This is a genomic window from Dyadobacter koreensis, from assembly GCF_900108855.1.
Lineage (GTDB): Bacteria > Bacteroidota > Bacteroidia > Cytophagales > Spirosomataceae > Dyadobacter > Dyadobacter koreensis.
Map to the genome: position 1 here is coordinate 378,869 of NZ_FNXY01000003.1, position 14,121 is coordinate 392,989.

A 14,121-nucleotide genomic window follows, 5' to 3' on the forward strand; every position below is an offset into this window, starting at 1 on the left:
AAAAATCAAAGTATCGATTCGTCGCAGCTCAAATTGAAACGTTTCGATACTTTGATTTTATTTGAAATGTCCTCGCTTAAACTACTTACTGCCTGATATATTTATTTCTTGGATTCTGGCATTGCGCGATAATCATTTCATTACCATTCATTTCAACATCCCAAACCGGACATGGTGCACAGAAGACTCCCGCACAATCGGCGCTATATGAAATCTCAGCCTGCGGTTTAATTTCAAAGTTTTTATTGTTGATTAGCAAACTTTTGGGAGAACAGCAATTTGCTTTTCCGTCGCCGTTTAAAATAACTCCGTCATACCTGAAAATAATATACTCAGGCTGTAATGTATTAACAGTCGTCCAGACTTTTTTCCCGTTAACGGTTTGTTCCGTTTCTGTCAGAAGCCATTTTGTATCAGAATTTGGGATAAATGAATCTGCCTGTACTGCGTCTTTATCCTCTGAGCATGCAAAGGCAATTATTAAAAACAGAGGGATATAAAATAATCGTTTCATAGGTTTCTTTTTCTTAACAGATGCTGTTTCCTTTCAATTGGTTGGAATCTGATTAAAAAAACAAACCCATATTTTTTCGATAAACCGTTAAAAGTCAAAGCAATCACGTTATTTTTATAGATACCCGATTGATCACAGCAGCGCAGTTCTTAAACGATCCTAATCAATTTACAACCGTGCAGGAAGAAAAAACTAATAAGCAAGTTTCGGTATCTGCCAGGTCTCGTGTCCATATGAGAGCAAAACAGTTAGAATAGCAAAAAGTAAAGCGGCGTTTTATAGCTTTGCGTTTTATTTACAGATTCACTGTATGGACAATTATTCAGGCAGGAATCAAAAATTCAGAAAATGAGTAAGTCAGAAATAACTTTATATTTAATCCCGACCGTTCTGGCAGAAGGAACGAGCGATAACGTATTAAGCCCCCAGATCAAAGATGTCATCGCAAATGTTGATATTTTTTTCGTTGAAAATATTCGTACAGCCCGCCGGTTTATCAGCAGTTTAAAACTCGGAAAAGTGATCGATAACATTACTTTTTTTGAACTCACAAAGGACACACCGCGCGGAGAAACAAGAGAACAGATAAGAAGTCTGACACAAAATGCTGGGATTATTTCTGAAGCCGGCTGTCCTGGTGTGGCTGATCCTGGCTCGGTCGCAGTCGACTTTGCGCATCAGGTTGGTATCAGGGTTGTCCCGCTGGTTGGCCCTTCGTCTATATTGCTGGCACTTATGGCGTCCGGTATGAGCGGACAATCTTTTGTATTTCACGGCTATTTGCCGATTGATAAAACGGAAAGGAAGAAAGCAGTGAAGCAGCTGGAATTTGATGTTCTAGAAAAAAATCAGACGCAGATTTTTATGGAAACACCATTCCGAAACAATTCATTTTTGGATGCTTTACTGGACTCCTGCCAAATCGATACTTTGTTATGTATCGCTGCAAATATCACATCGGATGAACAATTTATAGAAACGCATCCGGTAAAATACTGGCGAAAAAACAAGCCGGACCTGCATAAGCAGCCAACCATATTCCTGATCGGTTAATTTTTATACAAACCCGCTTAGCCTCAGCGTTAAAGAAAAAGCAAACAAAAAACTTCCGACATTTTTCCAACCAACAGTCTGCATTCTGAATCTTGACTAGCGACAGTTAGTTAATTTTTATTTATTAAAATGCAATTTGAGCTATGAAAAAGTGGATGATTTTAGGAGGCCTGGCCTTGGCAGTGAGTATGTCCGCCTGTAATGACAATGAGGAAATAATTCGTTCAGGAATTGTTATTGATTCTGATTTTGAACAAAATAACAACAACTGGACCGCTGATCTGGCAGAATACAGCACAGCAACCGACACGTCAATTATCGAATTCAGATCGGGCAGAACATCGCTTCCTGAGCCTCTTGATAAAAAACGGACGGCGTTCATGCTGCAAAGCCACAACCGAAGCGACGATATGTTTATGTTTCTGAAAAGAAAAGTAAATGGTTTGAAAGCGAATCAGACTTATACCGTCGTTTTCAACGTTGAACTGGGAACAAAGTATCCTGCCGGCGGAATTGGCGCAGGTGGTTCGCCCGGAAGTTCTGTATATCTGAAAGCGGGCGCATCAACCATCGAGCCTGCTAAAAAGCTGGAAGATGGATTTTATCATTTCAATCTCGACAAAGGATCGCAGTCGCAGGAAGGAAAAGATCTTTTCGTACTAGGCAATATCTCAAATGGCCTGGATAAGGAAGATTACAAAATCGTTCAGCGTGACAACGCAGCTAAACCTGTTGAAGTGAAAGCCGATGCGAACGGAGAAATCTGGCTTTGTGTGGGCACCGATTCGGGATATGAAGGTTTGACAAGACTTTATTACGACAAAATCAGAACTACAATTACTGAAAAGGTAATTAATTAGTCAGTCGTCTCCATAATTCGACTAGTTTTGTCTACTCAAAGAAAATTAATTTGATGAAGAAATATTTGACGTGGGCAAAACTAGTCTTATTATTAAGCCTGTCTGCTTGCAACAGTGAAGAAAGAAATAATGTCGATCCTGTCAGGACAATGACCTCGGAATTTCAGACCGGCGTTGAAGGATGGACAGGCGATTATGCTTTATACAATCGTGCGGATACTACAAAAGTTGCGTTTGCGATGGAGCGCGACTCATTGCCAAGTGACATCGATTCTTTAAGATGGAGCCTGCGTCTGGAAGGTACAAATGTTGGCGACAGCATTTTTCTGTTTTTAAAAAAGGAAATCGCCGGCCTTAATCCGGAAAAAACCTACAATGTTTCCTTTGATATAAATCTTGCAACGAACTATCCGGATCTTCCAGGTGCCACCGGAAAAAATATCAGCCTGAAAGCCGGCGCTTCTGCTGCCGAGCCAACAAAAGAATTGTCAAACGGATACTATAACATTTCGATAAAAAAAGGATTATGGAATCAGGACGGAGCCGAAATGTCAATCATCGGCGACGTGGTGAATAATTCAGCCAGAGCTGTCTACCAGATTGTCAACCGAAACAGCAGTTCAAAAAATATTTCCGTAAAGCCCGGCAGCGATGGAAAAATCTGGGTTTGCATCGGGGAAGATACTCGTTTTAAAGGAAGAACCGTTCTTTATTATGATATGATAAAAGTTACCGTCAGAGAGCAATAACCAATTTAAAAGTAGATTGCAAAGCATGAAAAAGTGGATCGCATCAGCAAGTTTGATCATGGCTATTTATTTTGTTGCGTGTAAAAACGCTACAGATCCGCTGCCCATAACATTTTTTGACAGTACGTTTCAGGAAGGCACAGATGACTGGACAGGCGATTATGCTTATTACAAATCAGGACAAGATTCCGCGGTAAAGTTTAATGTCAGTCTTGCCGATATTCCTTTTAGAACCGATAGTACTTTACGTGGCCTGCGGGTGGCAGGCACAAATACTGGTGACAGCCTTTTCTGGTTTATCAAACGAAAAATAACAGGTCTCGATCCTACCCTAACCTACAAGGTAGCTTATAGAATAAATTTAACAACGAGCTATCCGGATACCATCGGCAGCTCGGGAAGAATTACCTACATTAAGGCAGGTGCGACTACGGAGGAGCCCAAAAAAATATTATCCGCCGGATTTTATGACACATCCGTTTTAAAGGGTGCAATCGGAAAAAGCGGAACTGAAATGTTGGTCTTGGGCAATGTGGGGAACAAAATAGATTCTATCGCTTATCGAAGTATTGTAAGGGATAATGCCAATCTTGCAGTGGAAGTAAAACCCAACGCGGCCGGTGAAATTTGGCTGTGTGTTGGAACAGAAACTACCTATAAGGGACAAATCCTGCTCTTCTTTGACCGCATTTACGCGGCCGTTAGTGAAAAACAGGCATACTAGGCGCATTTTCCGTTCCGTTTTGTAACTTAGCACGGGCATATCGCCAGGGCCTTTCCCTATTTTTACCTTTCAAATAATGATACAGATTAAATCTTTTGTCTTTAATCCCTTCTCCGAAAATACGTATTTGTTGTATGATGAAACCAACGAAGCCGTCATTATCGATCCGGGATGTTATGACAAAGCCGAGTACAAACAACTTTACGATTTTATAGAAACCAATTCGCTTAAACCTGTCCGTATCATCAATACGCACGCGCATATTGACCATGTACTTGGTGTAGCTGCGGTAAAAGCAAAATATAATATTCCGTTTTCGCTTCATAAAATTGATGAGCAATTGCTGAAAGCTGTAAAAACCTATGCGTCGAATTATGGATTTTCAGGTTTTGACGAACCGGAAATTGATTCTTATTTTGATGAAGGCGACGTAGTAAGCTTTGGAAATTCCTCCCTTCGCCTGCTTTTCGTACCTGGTCATGCACCCGGTCACGTCGCGTTTGTAAACGATGAACAACAGTTTGTGATCGGCGGTGATGTTCTTTTCAGACAAAGTATTGGACGGACAGATCTTCCGGGGGGTGATTTTGATACATTAATTGATAGCATCAGGACCAAACTTTTTACGCTGGGCGATGGTTACACTGTTTACGCGGGGCATATGCAGCCGACAACAATTGGATTTGAAAAGAAAAACAACCCATTTTTGAAGTAATTTTCCCGGAACTTCCAAAAGTTAATTTGTCGTTTTTTTGCCCGCAGCTTCACCCTGTACTGAAAATTAAAAATGTTGCTTCGACACATACCAAACGTCCTTACCTGCCTGAATCTGCTTTGCGGATGTATAGGCGTCGTGGAGGCGTTTCATAATAACATCATTATATCTTGCGGGCTAATAGGAATTGCTCTTATTTTCGATTTCTTTGACGGTTTTGCTGCGCGACTTCTAAAAGTAAGTTCACCCATCGGCCGCGACCTGGATTCCCTGGCTGATATGGTGACCTTCGGCCTTTTACCTTCTATCATTATTTACCAGTTATTAATGCAAAGCATTCCTGATCTGATGGGAATCTGGAAAGCATATCCGGCCTTTTTGATCGCGATTTTTTCTGCCATACGCTTGGCTAAATTTAATAACGATCCACGCCAGAGCGATTCTTTCATTGGCGTTCCGACACCTGCGAATGCTTTGCTTATCGCCTCTTTGCCTGTTATAGTGCTGACTCAGGACGAATACTGGAAAACACTCATTGTCAACACAAATAATTTATTGCTCCTGACCGTTGTGATGTGTTATCTTCTTATTGCCGAAATAAAACTTATCGCGCTAAAATTTAAATCTTTCGGCTGGCAGGGAAATGAGTTCCGCTATTCATTTCTTTTCCTGACTGTTTTACTTCTTGCCTTTTTTAAAATTCTAGCCATTCCGTTGATTTTGGTTATCTATATCATTTTATCGGTTGCAGCTAATCTCACGAAAAAAAGTGCATGAATTGGTAACAAAGACTTTTTGTTGCAAATTTGCGTTGAATTAAATTATACGGGTATTTAAGTAACTGACAAATAGTGAGTAAGTATCCGTTTGTTGGCTACCATAGCCTTATTCAACGGAATCGCTCTTAGTACACAAATTAATTTCCGCATGACATTTTCACGTATTACCGGCCTTGGCTACTATGTTCCTGACAACATTATTACGAATAACGATCTGACGAAATGGATGGACACATCCGACGAATGGATTCAGGAAAGAACAGGTATAAAAGAGCGCCGTTATTTTGAATACGGAAAAGATACAAATTACAGCATGGCAGCCGCTGCGTCCAGGCAAGCGCTGGAAAGGGCTGACATTGCGCCGGACCAGGTTGATGTGATCGTATATGCAACAATAACACCTGACTATTTTTTCCCGGGCTCTGCTTTTTTGATGCAAAGGGAATTGGGCATGGACGGTATACCTGTGATCGACATCCGTCAGCAGTGTTCCGGATTTGTATATGCGCTCTCGATCGCAGATCAGTTCATAAAATCAGGAATGTACAAAACGGCGCTTGTCGTCGGTTCGGAAATTCAGTCTTCCTGGATTGATAAGAGCACGGCAGGTAGAAACACCGCTGTGATTTTCGGTGATGGAGCCGGCGCTGCGGTCCTGCAGGCAACTACCGACGCAAGCCATCGAATTCTGTCAACGCATTTACACGCAGACGGCAGGTTCGCTGAGGACCTTTTTGTAAAAGAACCTGGCAGCAGCCGTCCGGGACGAACCGCAACAACAGAAATGATTGACGACGGCGGATTCAACGTGCATATGAATGGCAACACGGTTTTTAAGCATGCCATTGTTCGGTTTGGAGAAGTAATCAATGAGGCGCTTGATGCAAACGGATTTCAGTCGTCAGATGTAAACGTCTTGGTCCCACACCAGGCAAACATTCGCATCAGTGAGTATGTAAGGCAACAGATGGGGCTTTCTGAGGAACAGGTAATCAACAATATTCAGCGTTTCGGAAACACCACTGCAGCATCCATTCCAATCGCGCTTGCAGAAGCCTGGGAAGAAGGGAGAATCAAAGAAGGTGATCTGGTGTGTCTTGCAGCATTTGGAAGCGGATTTACCTGGGCATCAGCATTGATCAAATGGTAAAAACGGTGTATTGACTGTAAAAACAGGATTTAAATCAAATTCAGGAACGAGAAAAGTAAATATGCAGCGGAGAAATTCGTTGCATGAACAATATATTTCTCCGCTTAAACTCTACTTTTTTTTATCAGTATTGCCCCGTTGTAAGCATGACTAAAGTACACGCTCTGACTGGTACGATATTTTTAGCGACCAAAATATCTTCAAACTCGCGGTTTTCTGTACCAGGATTGAAAATAACGCGTTTTGGATTCAGAGAAATGATATAATCATAATAAGCAGTTTGAATACCCGGATTGATATATAAAGTAACAGTGTCAATATTTTCCCATGGTAAAGGCTGAATATGGATTTCCTGCCCCGCTACAGACCCCTTTCTACGGCCAAGTAGTAAAACGGAATATCCCTTTGCTTTTAATTTTTGGGCTGCCAGAAAAGAATATCTGGTTGGATTTTCAGATGCGCCGATGATAAGTGTTTGTTTCATTGTAAGCTTTAATGTATAAAGAAGTATATAAAACTTTTGTTTTTAAAACGTTCGTTACTAGTATTAAGTCTTCAACAGTATAGTATTACTTGACCTTAACAATATTTTAAAAAGTTTCCAATTCAATAATCGAATGTCAAACAATGAATGAGCCAACGATAAGCCGGAGTTTTTGGAATGAGAAATGGGCTAAGATTAAATTCGACGAAATCGAAAATGCCCCTCACTATGAAGTGTCTAATTATGGAAGATTAAAGAGTTTTCAAAACAATCCGAAAGATGGTGCCATTATCAAAGGGTCAGTTATCCAGGGATATCGTTCTTTGAATATTCGTGCAGCAGGTGGCAAAACGATCAATCGCTACGTACATAAATTGGTTGCTGAACATTTTGTAGATAAAGCAAGCGATGATCACGGGTTCGTTATTCATAGCGATTTTGAGAAACAAAACAACTATTACGAGAATTTAAGGTGGGTAACGAAGACAGAAATGATCGATCACAATCGTGAAAATCCTGCTTTTATCAACCGCGTTATTCCACGTAGAACTAAAAACTATAAACTGACTGAGAGCAAAGTAAGAATTATCAAAAAGTTGCTGAAAAATGACAATAACCGCTTGAAAATGATCGCAAAGCAGTTTGGTATTACACATACCCAGTTGAACAGGATTCGTTCAGGAGAGAACTGGAAACATGTAACCATTGAAGACTAGAGTATAATAATTTTCAAGCGATTTTTCATTTCTTCTCCAGAGAAGAAACCGTATAACCGCTCCCGTTCATACCCTCTTCATAATCGACCAAAACGCCGAGTACATACATCAAATGTCGTTTGTCAATGATCACTTTTATACCGTCAATCTTATAAACCTGGTCGGCATCCGAGGCTGTATCAAAGCCAAGTAAAAATGTTCCGCTGCACCCGCCTCCGCGTAAACCCACCCGAAGTCCGTAGGTGTCAGGAATTTTATTGGCTTCTAATGTTGTCACAATTTCAAGCTTTGCCTTGTCTGTAATCTGAATCGGATTCTCCATGAATTCACTCAATAGTAATATTTCTTCAAAAATTCCCGATTGTATTGGTAACAATCTGTATTATCTGTATTAAAAGACAAAAATTAACGTAGGCAGACCTTTATCCCCTTTTAAAACAGCTGATATAGAGGTTTGCTAGACTCTAACAGCAAATCGCCTGTTTGAATTCGGATTTAATTCACTTTCTTCCTTCTAATTTTCGTTTATCTTGTAATTTTGCGTCTTATCCGCTACCAAATTACCTTGTACCAAGCTATGGAATTTTATTTTTTGCTCAGTATCATCACAGTAGGTGCCATTGTCACATATGGTGTTTACATGACGATCACCAAAGTTGCTGAAAAAGTTTTTGAAAAACAGAGATTTGACCTGCACAATAAAAATACAGAGATTACATTACCGCTCCGCTTGCAGGCATACGAGCGTATGTGCCTTTTCCTAGAACGAATTACACCCAATAATTTGTTGCTAAGGGTAGTACCGGCCGCATCGAATTCACTTGAATTACAGCATATTCTTTTAAATGAGATACGTGAGGAATTCAACCACAATCTTGCTCAGCAAATTTATATCAGCAACGAAGCCTGGTCGCATATTGTCAATGCCATGAATGAAATTGTTTCTGTGGTCAACCAGGCTGCCGCAGAAGTGGAATCTGAATCTCCCGCCTCTGAACTTGCAAAAAAGATTTTCGCACAGGTTATCGGAAAAGAAATTCAACCAACAACGCACGCGCTTACGTTTCTGAAACAGGAGATACAGGGCGTATTTAAATAATGTAATCCGGACAGGTAGCCTGTGGCTGCTATCGGCTTCAAATTTGAAATACAAGAAATGTTATACCCCAATACAATTGAACAAAAGTTAGGTTTTGACAAACTGCGCGAGCTTTTAAAAGAGGCTTGTATAAGTCCCCTGGGCCGTAGCTATGTTGAAAAAATACGCTTTTCCGACAATTTCGGAATGGTTGAAAAGCTTGTCAGCCAGACCGCCGAAATGAAAAAGGTAATGGAAATCGGGGAGGATTTTCCATCGCAGAATTATCTGGACGCAACTCCGTTTTTGAAGCGTGCAGCGATCGAAGGAATGCTGTTGACACTGGAAGAATTTTCAGATCTCAAGGCTTCTCTGCAAACGATCCGTCTTTGCCTCCGTTTTTTCGAAAATCAGGAGCCCGAATCGTTTCCATTATTAAGTGAATTTGCAAAAACCGTACGTATCGATCGGGCGATAACGGATGCGATCGATAAGATTATTGACGACCGTGGACAAATACGCGATACGGCTTCTCCCGAACTGGCACGTATCAGGAGAAAACTAATTTCAGAACAGGCAGGTATCAGGAAAAAACTTGACAACATGCTGCGTTCAGCGAAAAACAGCGGATGGATCAGCGAAGACGTTTCCTTAACGGTTCGTAATGGCCGTATGGTAATTCCTTTGGCTGCAGAGCACAAACGCAAACTGAAAGGTTTTATTCATGATGAATCATCTACAGGACAAACTGTTTTTATAGAACCGACGGATGTTTTTGAATCAAACAACGAAATCCGTGAGCTTGAATATGAGGAGCGACGCGAGATCAATCGTATTCTGATGCATCTGACAGATCAACTGCGCACTTTCGTTCCTGATTTGCAGAAAGCATATGCATTTCTGGGACTTATGGATTTCCTTCGTGCAAAAGCTAAAATTGCCATTCAAATGAATGCAACTAATCCGACTTTTGTCAACAAGCAATTCATAGACTGGAAAGATGCACGGCATCCGTTGCTTCATTTATCTTTTCAAAAACAAGGAAAGAAAGTTGTTCCGCTCAATATTGAGTTGCAGGACAAAAATCGCATATTAATCGTTTCAGGACCAAATGCAGGAGGAAAATCTGTATCGCTAAAAACGGTAGGATTGATCCAGTATATGCATCAATGCGGACTTCTGGTACCGGTGGCTGATGGTTCAGCAATCGGTTTTTTCCAAAATATTTTCATTGATATTGGTGATGAACAGTCGCTGGAAAATGATTTGAGTACATACAGCTCTCACCTCACTAACATGCGTTATTTTCTGACGCTGGCCAACAAGCGGACGTTGTTTTTAATTGATGAATTTGGAACAGGAACCGAACCCGGGCTTGGCGGTGCCATTGCAGAAGCTATTCTGGAAGATCTGACGAAGTCGGGCGCTTATGGCGTCATCAATACGCACTACACAAATTTGAAGGTCCTGGCAGATAAAACGGAGGGGTTGGTTAATGGTGCGATGCGATTTGACGGAGAGCATCTCGAACCAATTTATCAGCTGGAAATTGGAAGGCCCGGAAGTTCATTTGCTTTTGAAATTGCATCCAAAATCGGTTTGCCAAATACAGTAATTAATCGTGCAAAAGATAAACTGGGAAAACAACAGGTTAGTTTTGAAAAGCTTTTGAAAGAACTCGATATTGAGCGGAAAGTCTTTGCCGAGAAAAATATTGAAGTTGGCATCAAAGAAAGAAAACTTACTCAACAGCTTTCAGAGTATACCAAGCTAAAATCAAATCTTGAAAACAACGAGAAAAAACTTGTAAACGAAGCCAAACAGAAGGCAAAAAATCTGCTTGCCGACGCAAACCAGCTGATTGAAAATACGATTCGCGAGATCAAGGAAAACAAAGCAGAGAAAGAGAAAACGAAAACGGTCAGGACTGAGCTGGAGAAATTTGGCAAAAAGAATCTGGCGCTCGAAGAAGTTGAAGAGCTGCCTTCCGAGGATAATGTTTTCGAACCGGAAGACGGCGCGATAACGGTTGGAAGTTATGTCAGAATTGCCGGACAAACTGCCATTGGCGAAGTACTGGCTTTAAAAGGAAAAGATGCAGAAATACGAATTGGAGATCTGAAATCGAATATCAAGCTTAACCGCCTTGAAAAAGTTTCAAACAAAACATACAAGGCGGCAACCGGTGAAAAGAAATTGAAAACTTCATCAAAAGGTGTTGACCTCAATGAACGGATGATGAATTTCAGCTTCAACCTGGACATACGCGGAAAACGTGGAGAAGAGGCGTTGGGCGTTCTGGATTCTTTTATGGATAATGCAATTATGCTTGGTTATGACGAATTGCGCGTCGTGCACGGCAAGGGAGACGGGATTTTAAGAACTTTGGTACGTAACCATTTAAGAGGCTATTCACACGTCGCCAATATGCAGGATGAACATCCGGACCGTGGCGGAGCGGGAGTTACAATTGTTAAGCTGAAATAATTTCTTGGGTTACACAAAGTTTCAAAGAGAAAAAAGGAGGGGCACAGAGTTGAAATTTCTCTGTGCCCCTCCTTTTATACTCATTTTCTTCTGTGTAACCTAAGAATTATAGCTGAGGCTGTTGTGCCAGTTGAGCTTCATCCACATGTCCGCCGGATTTTGGGTTTCCTTTCCAGGCCCATAACACGATGAATGCTACAATTAATATCAGGGGAAATGTTAACATGGTAGACAAAGTCGATTGACCTGCTGCAAGCTCCAGAGCAGACCCCGTAAGACCCTTCGCAGCATTTTCTGCGTGAGCTTCGTCAATCCATGATCCAATGAAAGGCTGGAAAATTGAAGTTGACAACATCCCTACTCCACCGATAATTGACATACCCAACGCACCGCTTAAGGGCACTCGCTGCGCAACGAAACCAATCATAATCGGCCAGTTGAAACATACTCCCAGACCGAAGATTACAGCTGCCAGGTAAGCGATCGGACCTGTTACGGTACTGAACATATAAATTCCAATTGCTGCCAGAATAGAACCCCCAAACAAAACGCCTGTCTGTCCCAGCTGCGCTACAACGGGTCCTGTAAAGAGTCTTCCTAATGTCATCACACCAAATGTCAATGCCAGAACCAACATCGCATCCGCTCCACTGCTGCTCAAAACAACAGTCACCCACTGGTTAGGCCCGAACTCCGTAATAGCTGTCATCGCCATGCAGCAGAATATGAAAATGTATAACGGAGTTAACATCGCCTGGAAATTTTTTGCGATTGATGTTACTCCTTCTACTTTTGGTTTAGGGAAAGCCTGACCAAAAAACAGGAATGCATAAACCACTGTCGGAAGCATCAGAACCCATATCTGAGTTTGCCATGAAAAACCTGCACTCGTCATGAATTTCGAAATCAAACTACCGATCACGATTCCGCCGGGAAACCACATATGAAAGCGTCCCAACATTTTGTTCAGTTTGTTGCTGGTATACATATCAGCAATCATTGGATTACACGCTGCTTCTGTACATCCGTTTCCAAAACCGATAAAGAATGTTGAAATCAGCAAGCCGGCATAACCGCCAGCGTAAATCGTAAGCAAAATACCCAGCGTATGAGCTACTACCGCCACCTGCATAATTATTTTAGGTCCAACGGAGTGATAAACGATTCCGCCGATTACCATTGAAATCGGGAATCCAAAAAAGAACATTGAATTTATAAAGCCTAACTGCTCGGCTGATAGTCCAAATTCTGTTCCCAACTGAGGGAGAATACCCGCCCTGATACTAAACGAAAAAGCCGTAGTAATGATGGCAAGACAACTGGCCAGAAACAGCCGGGATGGGTTAACGGTTTGAGACATGTGAGCTAAAGGTTATAATATTTAAGTGAAATAAAAGGAATACGACGGACTATGGATTTTGTTTAAGATTTTCACAAAAAAAACAAATAATTGCTAATTCTACTATTCAATCTTCATTTTAAGGCACATTTTTTCTATGTTAAATATATCTTTGTAAGAAGTAAGAGTCAATGATACTACTCTTATTACAGTAAAATATTTTTAGAAACTTTAAACCCAGAGGAATGTCACGAAAGATAAGGATGGGTATGGTGGGTGGAACACTCGACGCTTTTATTGGCGGTGTTCACCGTCGTGCCGCTATCATGGACGGAGAAATTGAACTGGTTTGCGGTGCTTTTAGCTCGTCTCCCGAGAAATCGAAAGAAACCGGAAGAGCACTTTATTTACCCGAAGACCGCGTTTATGGAAATTTCGAGGAGATGATCCTCAAAGAAAAACAGCTTCCCGAAGGCGAACGCATGGATTTTGTAGCAATCGTTACTCCAAATCATGTTCATGCGGCCCCTACAAAGCTGGCTCTTGAAAATGGTTTTCACGTTGTTTGTGATAAACCCATAACACTAACTGTTGAGGAAGCGGAAGAAATTGTTGAACTGGTTGAAAAAACCGGTCTTGTATTCTGCCTGACACACAATTATACAGGGTATCCTATGGTGAAAGAAGCAAAAGATATGATTGCTTCCGGAGCTATTGGAAAAGTTCGCAAGGTGATTGTCGAGTATCCGCAGGGCTGGCTTTCTACATTGGTTGAGGTTACCGGCAACAAGCAGGCCGCATGGAGAACTGATCCTAGCAAGTCAGGTGCAGGCGGAGGCTTGGGTGACATTGGAACGCATGCTGAGAATCTTGCTGAATATATCACAGGGCTGAGAATTACACAGCTTTGTGCTGACCTTACCATTTTTGTTGAAGGACGCCAACTGGATGATGACGCTAACGTTTTGCTTCGTTTCGACAACGGTGCAAAAGGTATTCTTCAAAATAGCCAGATTGCGAACGGAGAAGAAAATGACCTGAATATCCGTGTTTATGGTGAAACGGGCGGTTTGCAATGGAAACAAATGGAACCGAATACATTGATTCACAAAACCCAGCAGGGAGTTCGGTTGATTCGTACCGGCGTTGGAAATTTGTCTAAAGCAGCTCAGGTTCATACCCGGATTCCTGCCGGGCACCCGGAAGGTTATTTTGAAGCATTTGCCAATCTTTACCGAAATTTCGCTATTCACGTTCGTGCACACTGGGAAGGGCGCAAAGCTGATCCGGTTTATGATTTCCCGACTGCTCAGGACGGTTTACGCGGTATGAAGTTCGTGCAGACGGTAATTGCTTCTGATAAATCTGACACGAAGTGGACCACTTTTGAGTAGATCCTGAAAGAATCTATATTTTGAGGATCGGAACCTGTTCCGGTCTTCTTTGTAAATATTACGCATACTCCCATACCTT

At 41.6% G+C, this 14,121-nt stretch carries 15 protein-coding genes; 11 read left to right on the top strand and 4 right to left on the bottom strand.

The annotated features are described in order from the left end of the window. Positions 1-85 precede the first annotated feature (85 nt). A complete protein-coding gene (locus tag BMY70_RS10305) occupies positions 86-514 on the bottom strand; it encodes a hypothetical protein (RefSeq protein ID WP_090335095.1) in 429 nt (142 codons plus the stop codon). Positions 515-862: 348 nt separating this feature from the next. Between BMY70_RS10305 and BMY70_RS10310 the strand changes: the two genes are divergently transcribed. The 7 genes from BMY70_RS10310 to BMY70_RS10340 all read left to right on the top strand — a co-directional run bounded on the left by BMY70_RS10310 (position 863) and on the right by BMY70_RS10340 (position 6,544). After that, entirely contained in the window at positions 863-1,567 is a 705-nt protein-coding gene (locus BMY70_RS10310; RefSeq protein WP_090335096.1) for an SAM-dependent methyltransferase, read from the top strand. Between the two features lie 143 nt (positions 1,568-1,710). Then, entirely contained in the window at positions 1,711-2,427 is a 717-nt protein-coding gene (locus BMY70_RS10315; protein WP_090335097.1) for a hypothetical protein, read from the top strand. Between the two features lie 53 nt (positions 2,428-2,480). Beyond that, complete coding sequence (locus BMY70_RS10320) at positions 2,481-3,176, top strand: hypothetical protein (RefSeq protein ID WP_090335098.1); 696 nt, start codon at positions 2,481-2,483, stop codon at positions 3,174-3,176. A 25-nt stretch (positions 3,177-3,201) separates the two neighbouring features. Further along, positions 3,202-3,900, top strand: coding sequence for a hypothetical protein (locus tag BMY70_RS10325; protein WP_090335099.1), 699 nt, complete (start codon positions 3,202-3,204; stop codon positions 3,898-3,900). 76 nt (positions 3,901-3,976) lie between these two features. Next, positions 3,977-4,615, top strand: a complete 639-nt coding sequence (locus tag BMY70_RS10330) for an MBL fold metallo-hydrolase (protein WP_090335100.1) — start codon at positions 3,977-3,979, stop codon at positions 4,613-4,615. A 72-nt stretch (positions 4,616-4,687) separates the two neighbouring features. Further along, on the top strand, positions 4,688-5,392 hold the full coding sequence (gene pssA / locus BMY70_RS10335) for a CDP-diacylglycerol--serine O-phosphatidyltransferase (protein ID WP_090335101.1): 705 nt from the start codon (positions 4,688-4,690) through the stop codon (positions 5,390-5,392). A gap of 150 nt (positions 5,393-5,542) precedes the next feature. Beyond that, the gene (locus BMY70_RS10340; RefSeq protein WP_090335102.1) at positions 5,543-6,544 is read left to right on the top strand and encodes a 3-oxoacyl-ACP synthase III family protein; all 1,002 of its coding nucleotides are present in this window, start codon (positions 5,543-5,545) and stop codon (positions 6,542-6,544) included. A gap of 124 nt (positions 6,545-6,668) precedes the next feature. Here the strand turns inward: BMY70_RS10340 and BMY70_RS10345 are convergent, their stop codons facing one another. Continuing rightward, positions 6,669-7,028, bottom strand: a complete 360-nt coding sequence (locus BMY70_RS10345) for a CoA-binding protein (RefSeq protein ID WP_090335103.1) — start codon at positions 7,026-7,028, stop codon at positions 6,669-6,671. Between the two features lie 143 nt (positions 7,029-7,171). Between BMY70_RS10345 and BMY70_RS10350 the strand changes: the two genes are divergently transcribed. After that, positions 7,172-7,744: an NUMOD4 domain-containing protein gene (locus tag BMY70_RS10350; RefSeq protein ID WP_090335104.1), complete on the top strand. Its 573-nt coding sequence runs from the start codon at positions 7,172-7,174 to the stop codon at positions 7,742-7,744. Between the two features lie 25 nt (positions 7,745-7,769). On the opposite strand, the gene BMY70_RS10355 is transcribed toward BMY70_RS10350, so the two are convergent. Continuing rightward, positions 7,770-8,120 carry a HesB/IscA family protein gene (locus tag BMY70_RS10355; protein WP_310590635.1) on the bottom strand — a complete coding sequence of 117 codons (351 nt, stop codon included), beginning with the start codon at positions 8,118-8,120 and terminating at the stop codon, positions 7,770-7,772. A gap of 201 nt (positions 8,121-8,321) precedes the next feature. On the opposite strand from BMY70_RS10355, the gene BMY70_RS10360 reads away from it, so the two are divergent. Both BMY70_RS10360 and BMY70_RS10365 read left to right on the top strand, forming a co-directional pair. Continuing rightward, on the top strand, positions 8,322-8,843 hold the full coding sequence (locus BMY70_RS10360; protein ID WP_090335106.1) for a DUF7935 family protein: 522 nt from the start codon (positions 8,322-8,324) through the stop codon (positions 8,841-8,843). Between the two features lie 57 nt (positions 8,844-8,900). Beyond that, positions 8,901-11,309 carry an endonuclease MutS2 gene (locus BMY70_RS10365; RefSeq protein WP_090335486.1) on the top strand — a complete coding sequence of 803 codons (2,409 nt, stop codon included), beginning with the start codon at positions 8,901-8,903 and terminating at the stop codon, positions 11,307-11,309. A 106-nt stretch (positions 11,310-11,415) separates the two neighbouring features. On the opposite strand, the gene BMY70_RS10370 is transcribed toward BMY70_RS10365, so the two are convergent. Further along, the gene (locus BMY70_RS10370) at positions 11,416-12,669 is read right to left on the bottom strand and encodes an MFS transporter (RefSeq protein WP_090335107.1); all 1,254 of its coding nucleotides are present in this window, start codon (positions 12,667-12,669) and stop codon (positions 11,416-11,418) included. Between the two features lie 242 nt (positions 12,670-12,911). Between BMY70_RS10370 and BMY70_RS10375 the strand changes: the two genes are divergently transcribed. Next, a complete protein-coding gene (locus BMY70_RS10375) occupies positions 12,912-14,042 on the top strand; it encodes a Gfo/Idh/MocA family protein (protein ID WP_090335108.1) in 1,131 nt (376 codons plus the stop codon). The last annotated feature ends 79 nt before the right edge of the window (positions 14,043-14,121 follow it).

Excerpts from the sequence above, each read along its gene's own strand:
- BMY70_RS10330 (WP_090335100.1), top strand. The coding sequence starts at position 3,977 with ATGATACAGATTAAATCTTTTGTCTTTAATCCCTTCTCCGAAAATACG.
- BMY70_RS10375 (WP_090335108.1), top strand. The coding sequence starts at position 12,912 with ATGGGTATGGTGGGTGGAACACTCGACGCTTTTATTGGCGGTGTTCAC.
- BMY70_RS10320 (WP_090335098.1), top strand. The coding sequence starts at position 2,481 with ATGAAGAAATATTTGACGTGGGCAAAACTAGTCTTATTATTAAGCCTG.
- BMY70_RS10350 (WP_090335104.1), top strand. The coding sequence starts at position 7,172 with ATGAATGAGCCAACGATAAGCCGGAGTTTTTGGAATGAGAAATGGGCT.
- BMY70_RS10370 (WP_090335107.1), bottom strand. The coding sequence starts at position 12,669 with ATGTCTCAAACCGTTAACCCATCCCGGCTGTTTCTGGCCAGTTGTCTT.
- BMY70_RS10315 (WP_090335097.1), top strand. The coding sequence starts at position 1,711 with ATGAAAAAGTGGATGATTTTAGGAGGCCTGGCCTTGGCAGTGAGTATG.
- BMY70_RS10365 (WP_090335486.1), top strand. The coding sequence starts at position 8,901 with ATGTTATACCCCAATACAATTGAACAAAAGTTAGGTTTTGACAAACTG.
- BMY70_RS10345 (WP_090335103.1), bottom strand. The coding sequence starts at position 7,028 with ATGAAACAAACACTTATCATCGGCGCATCTGAAAATCCAACCAGATAT.
- BMY70_RS10325 (WP_090335099.1), top strand. The coding sequence starts at position 3,202 with ATGAAAAAGTGGATCGCATCAGCAAGTTTGATCATGGCTATTTATTTT.
- BMY70_RS10305 (WP_090335095.1), bottom strand. The coding sequence starts at position 514 with ATGAAACGATTATTTTATATCCCTCTGTTTTTAATAATTGCCTTTGCA.
- BMY70_RS10340 (WP_090335102.1), top strand. The coding sequence starts at position 5,543 with ATGACATTTTCACGTATTACCGGCCTTGGCTACTATGTTCCTGACAAC.
- BMY70_RS10360 (WP_090335106.1), top strand. The coding sequence starts at position 8,322 with ATGGAATTTTATTTTTTGCTCAGTATCATCACAGTAGGTGCCATTGTC.
- BMY70_RS10310 (WP_090335096.1), top strand. The coding sequence starts at position 863 with ATGAGTAAGTCAGAAATAACTTTATATTTAATCCCGACCGTTCTGGCA.
- pssA (WP_090335101.1), top strand. The coding sequence starts at position 4,688 with ATGTTGCTTCGACACATACCAAACGTCCTTACCTGCCTGAATCTGCTT.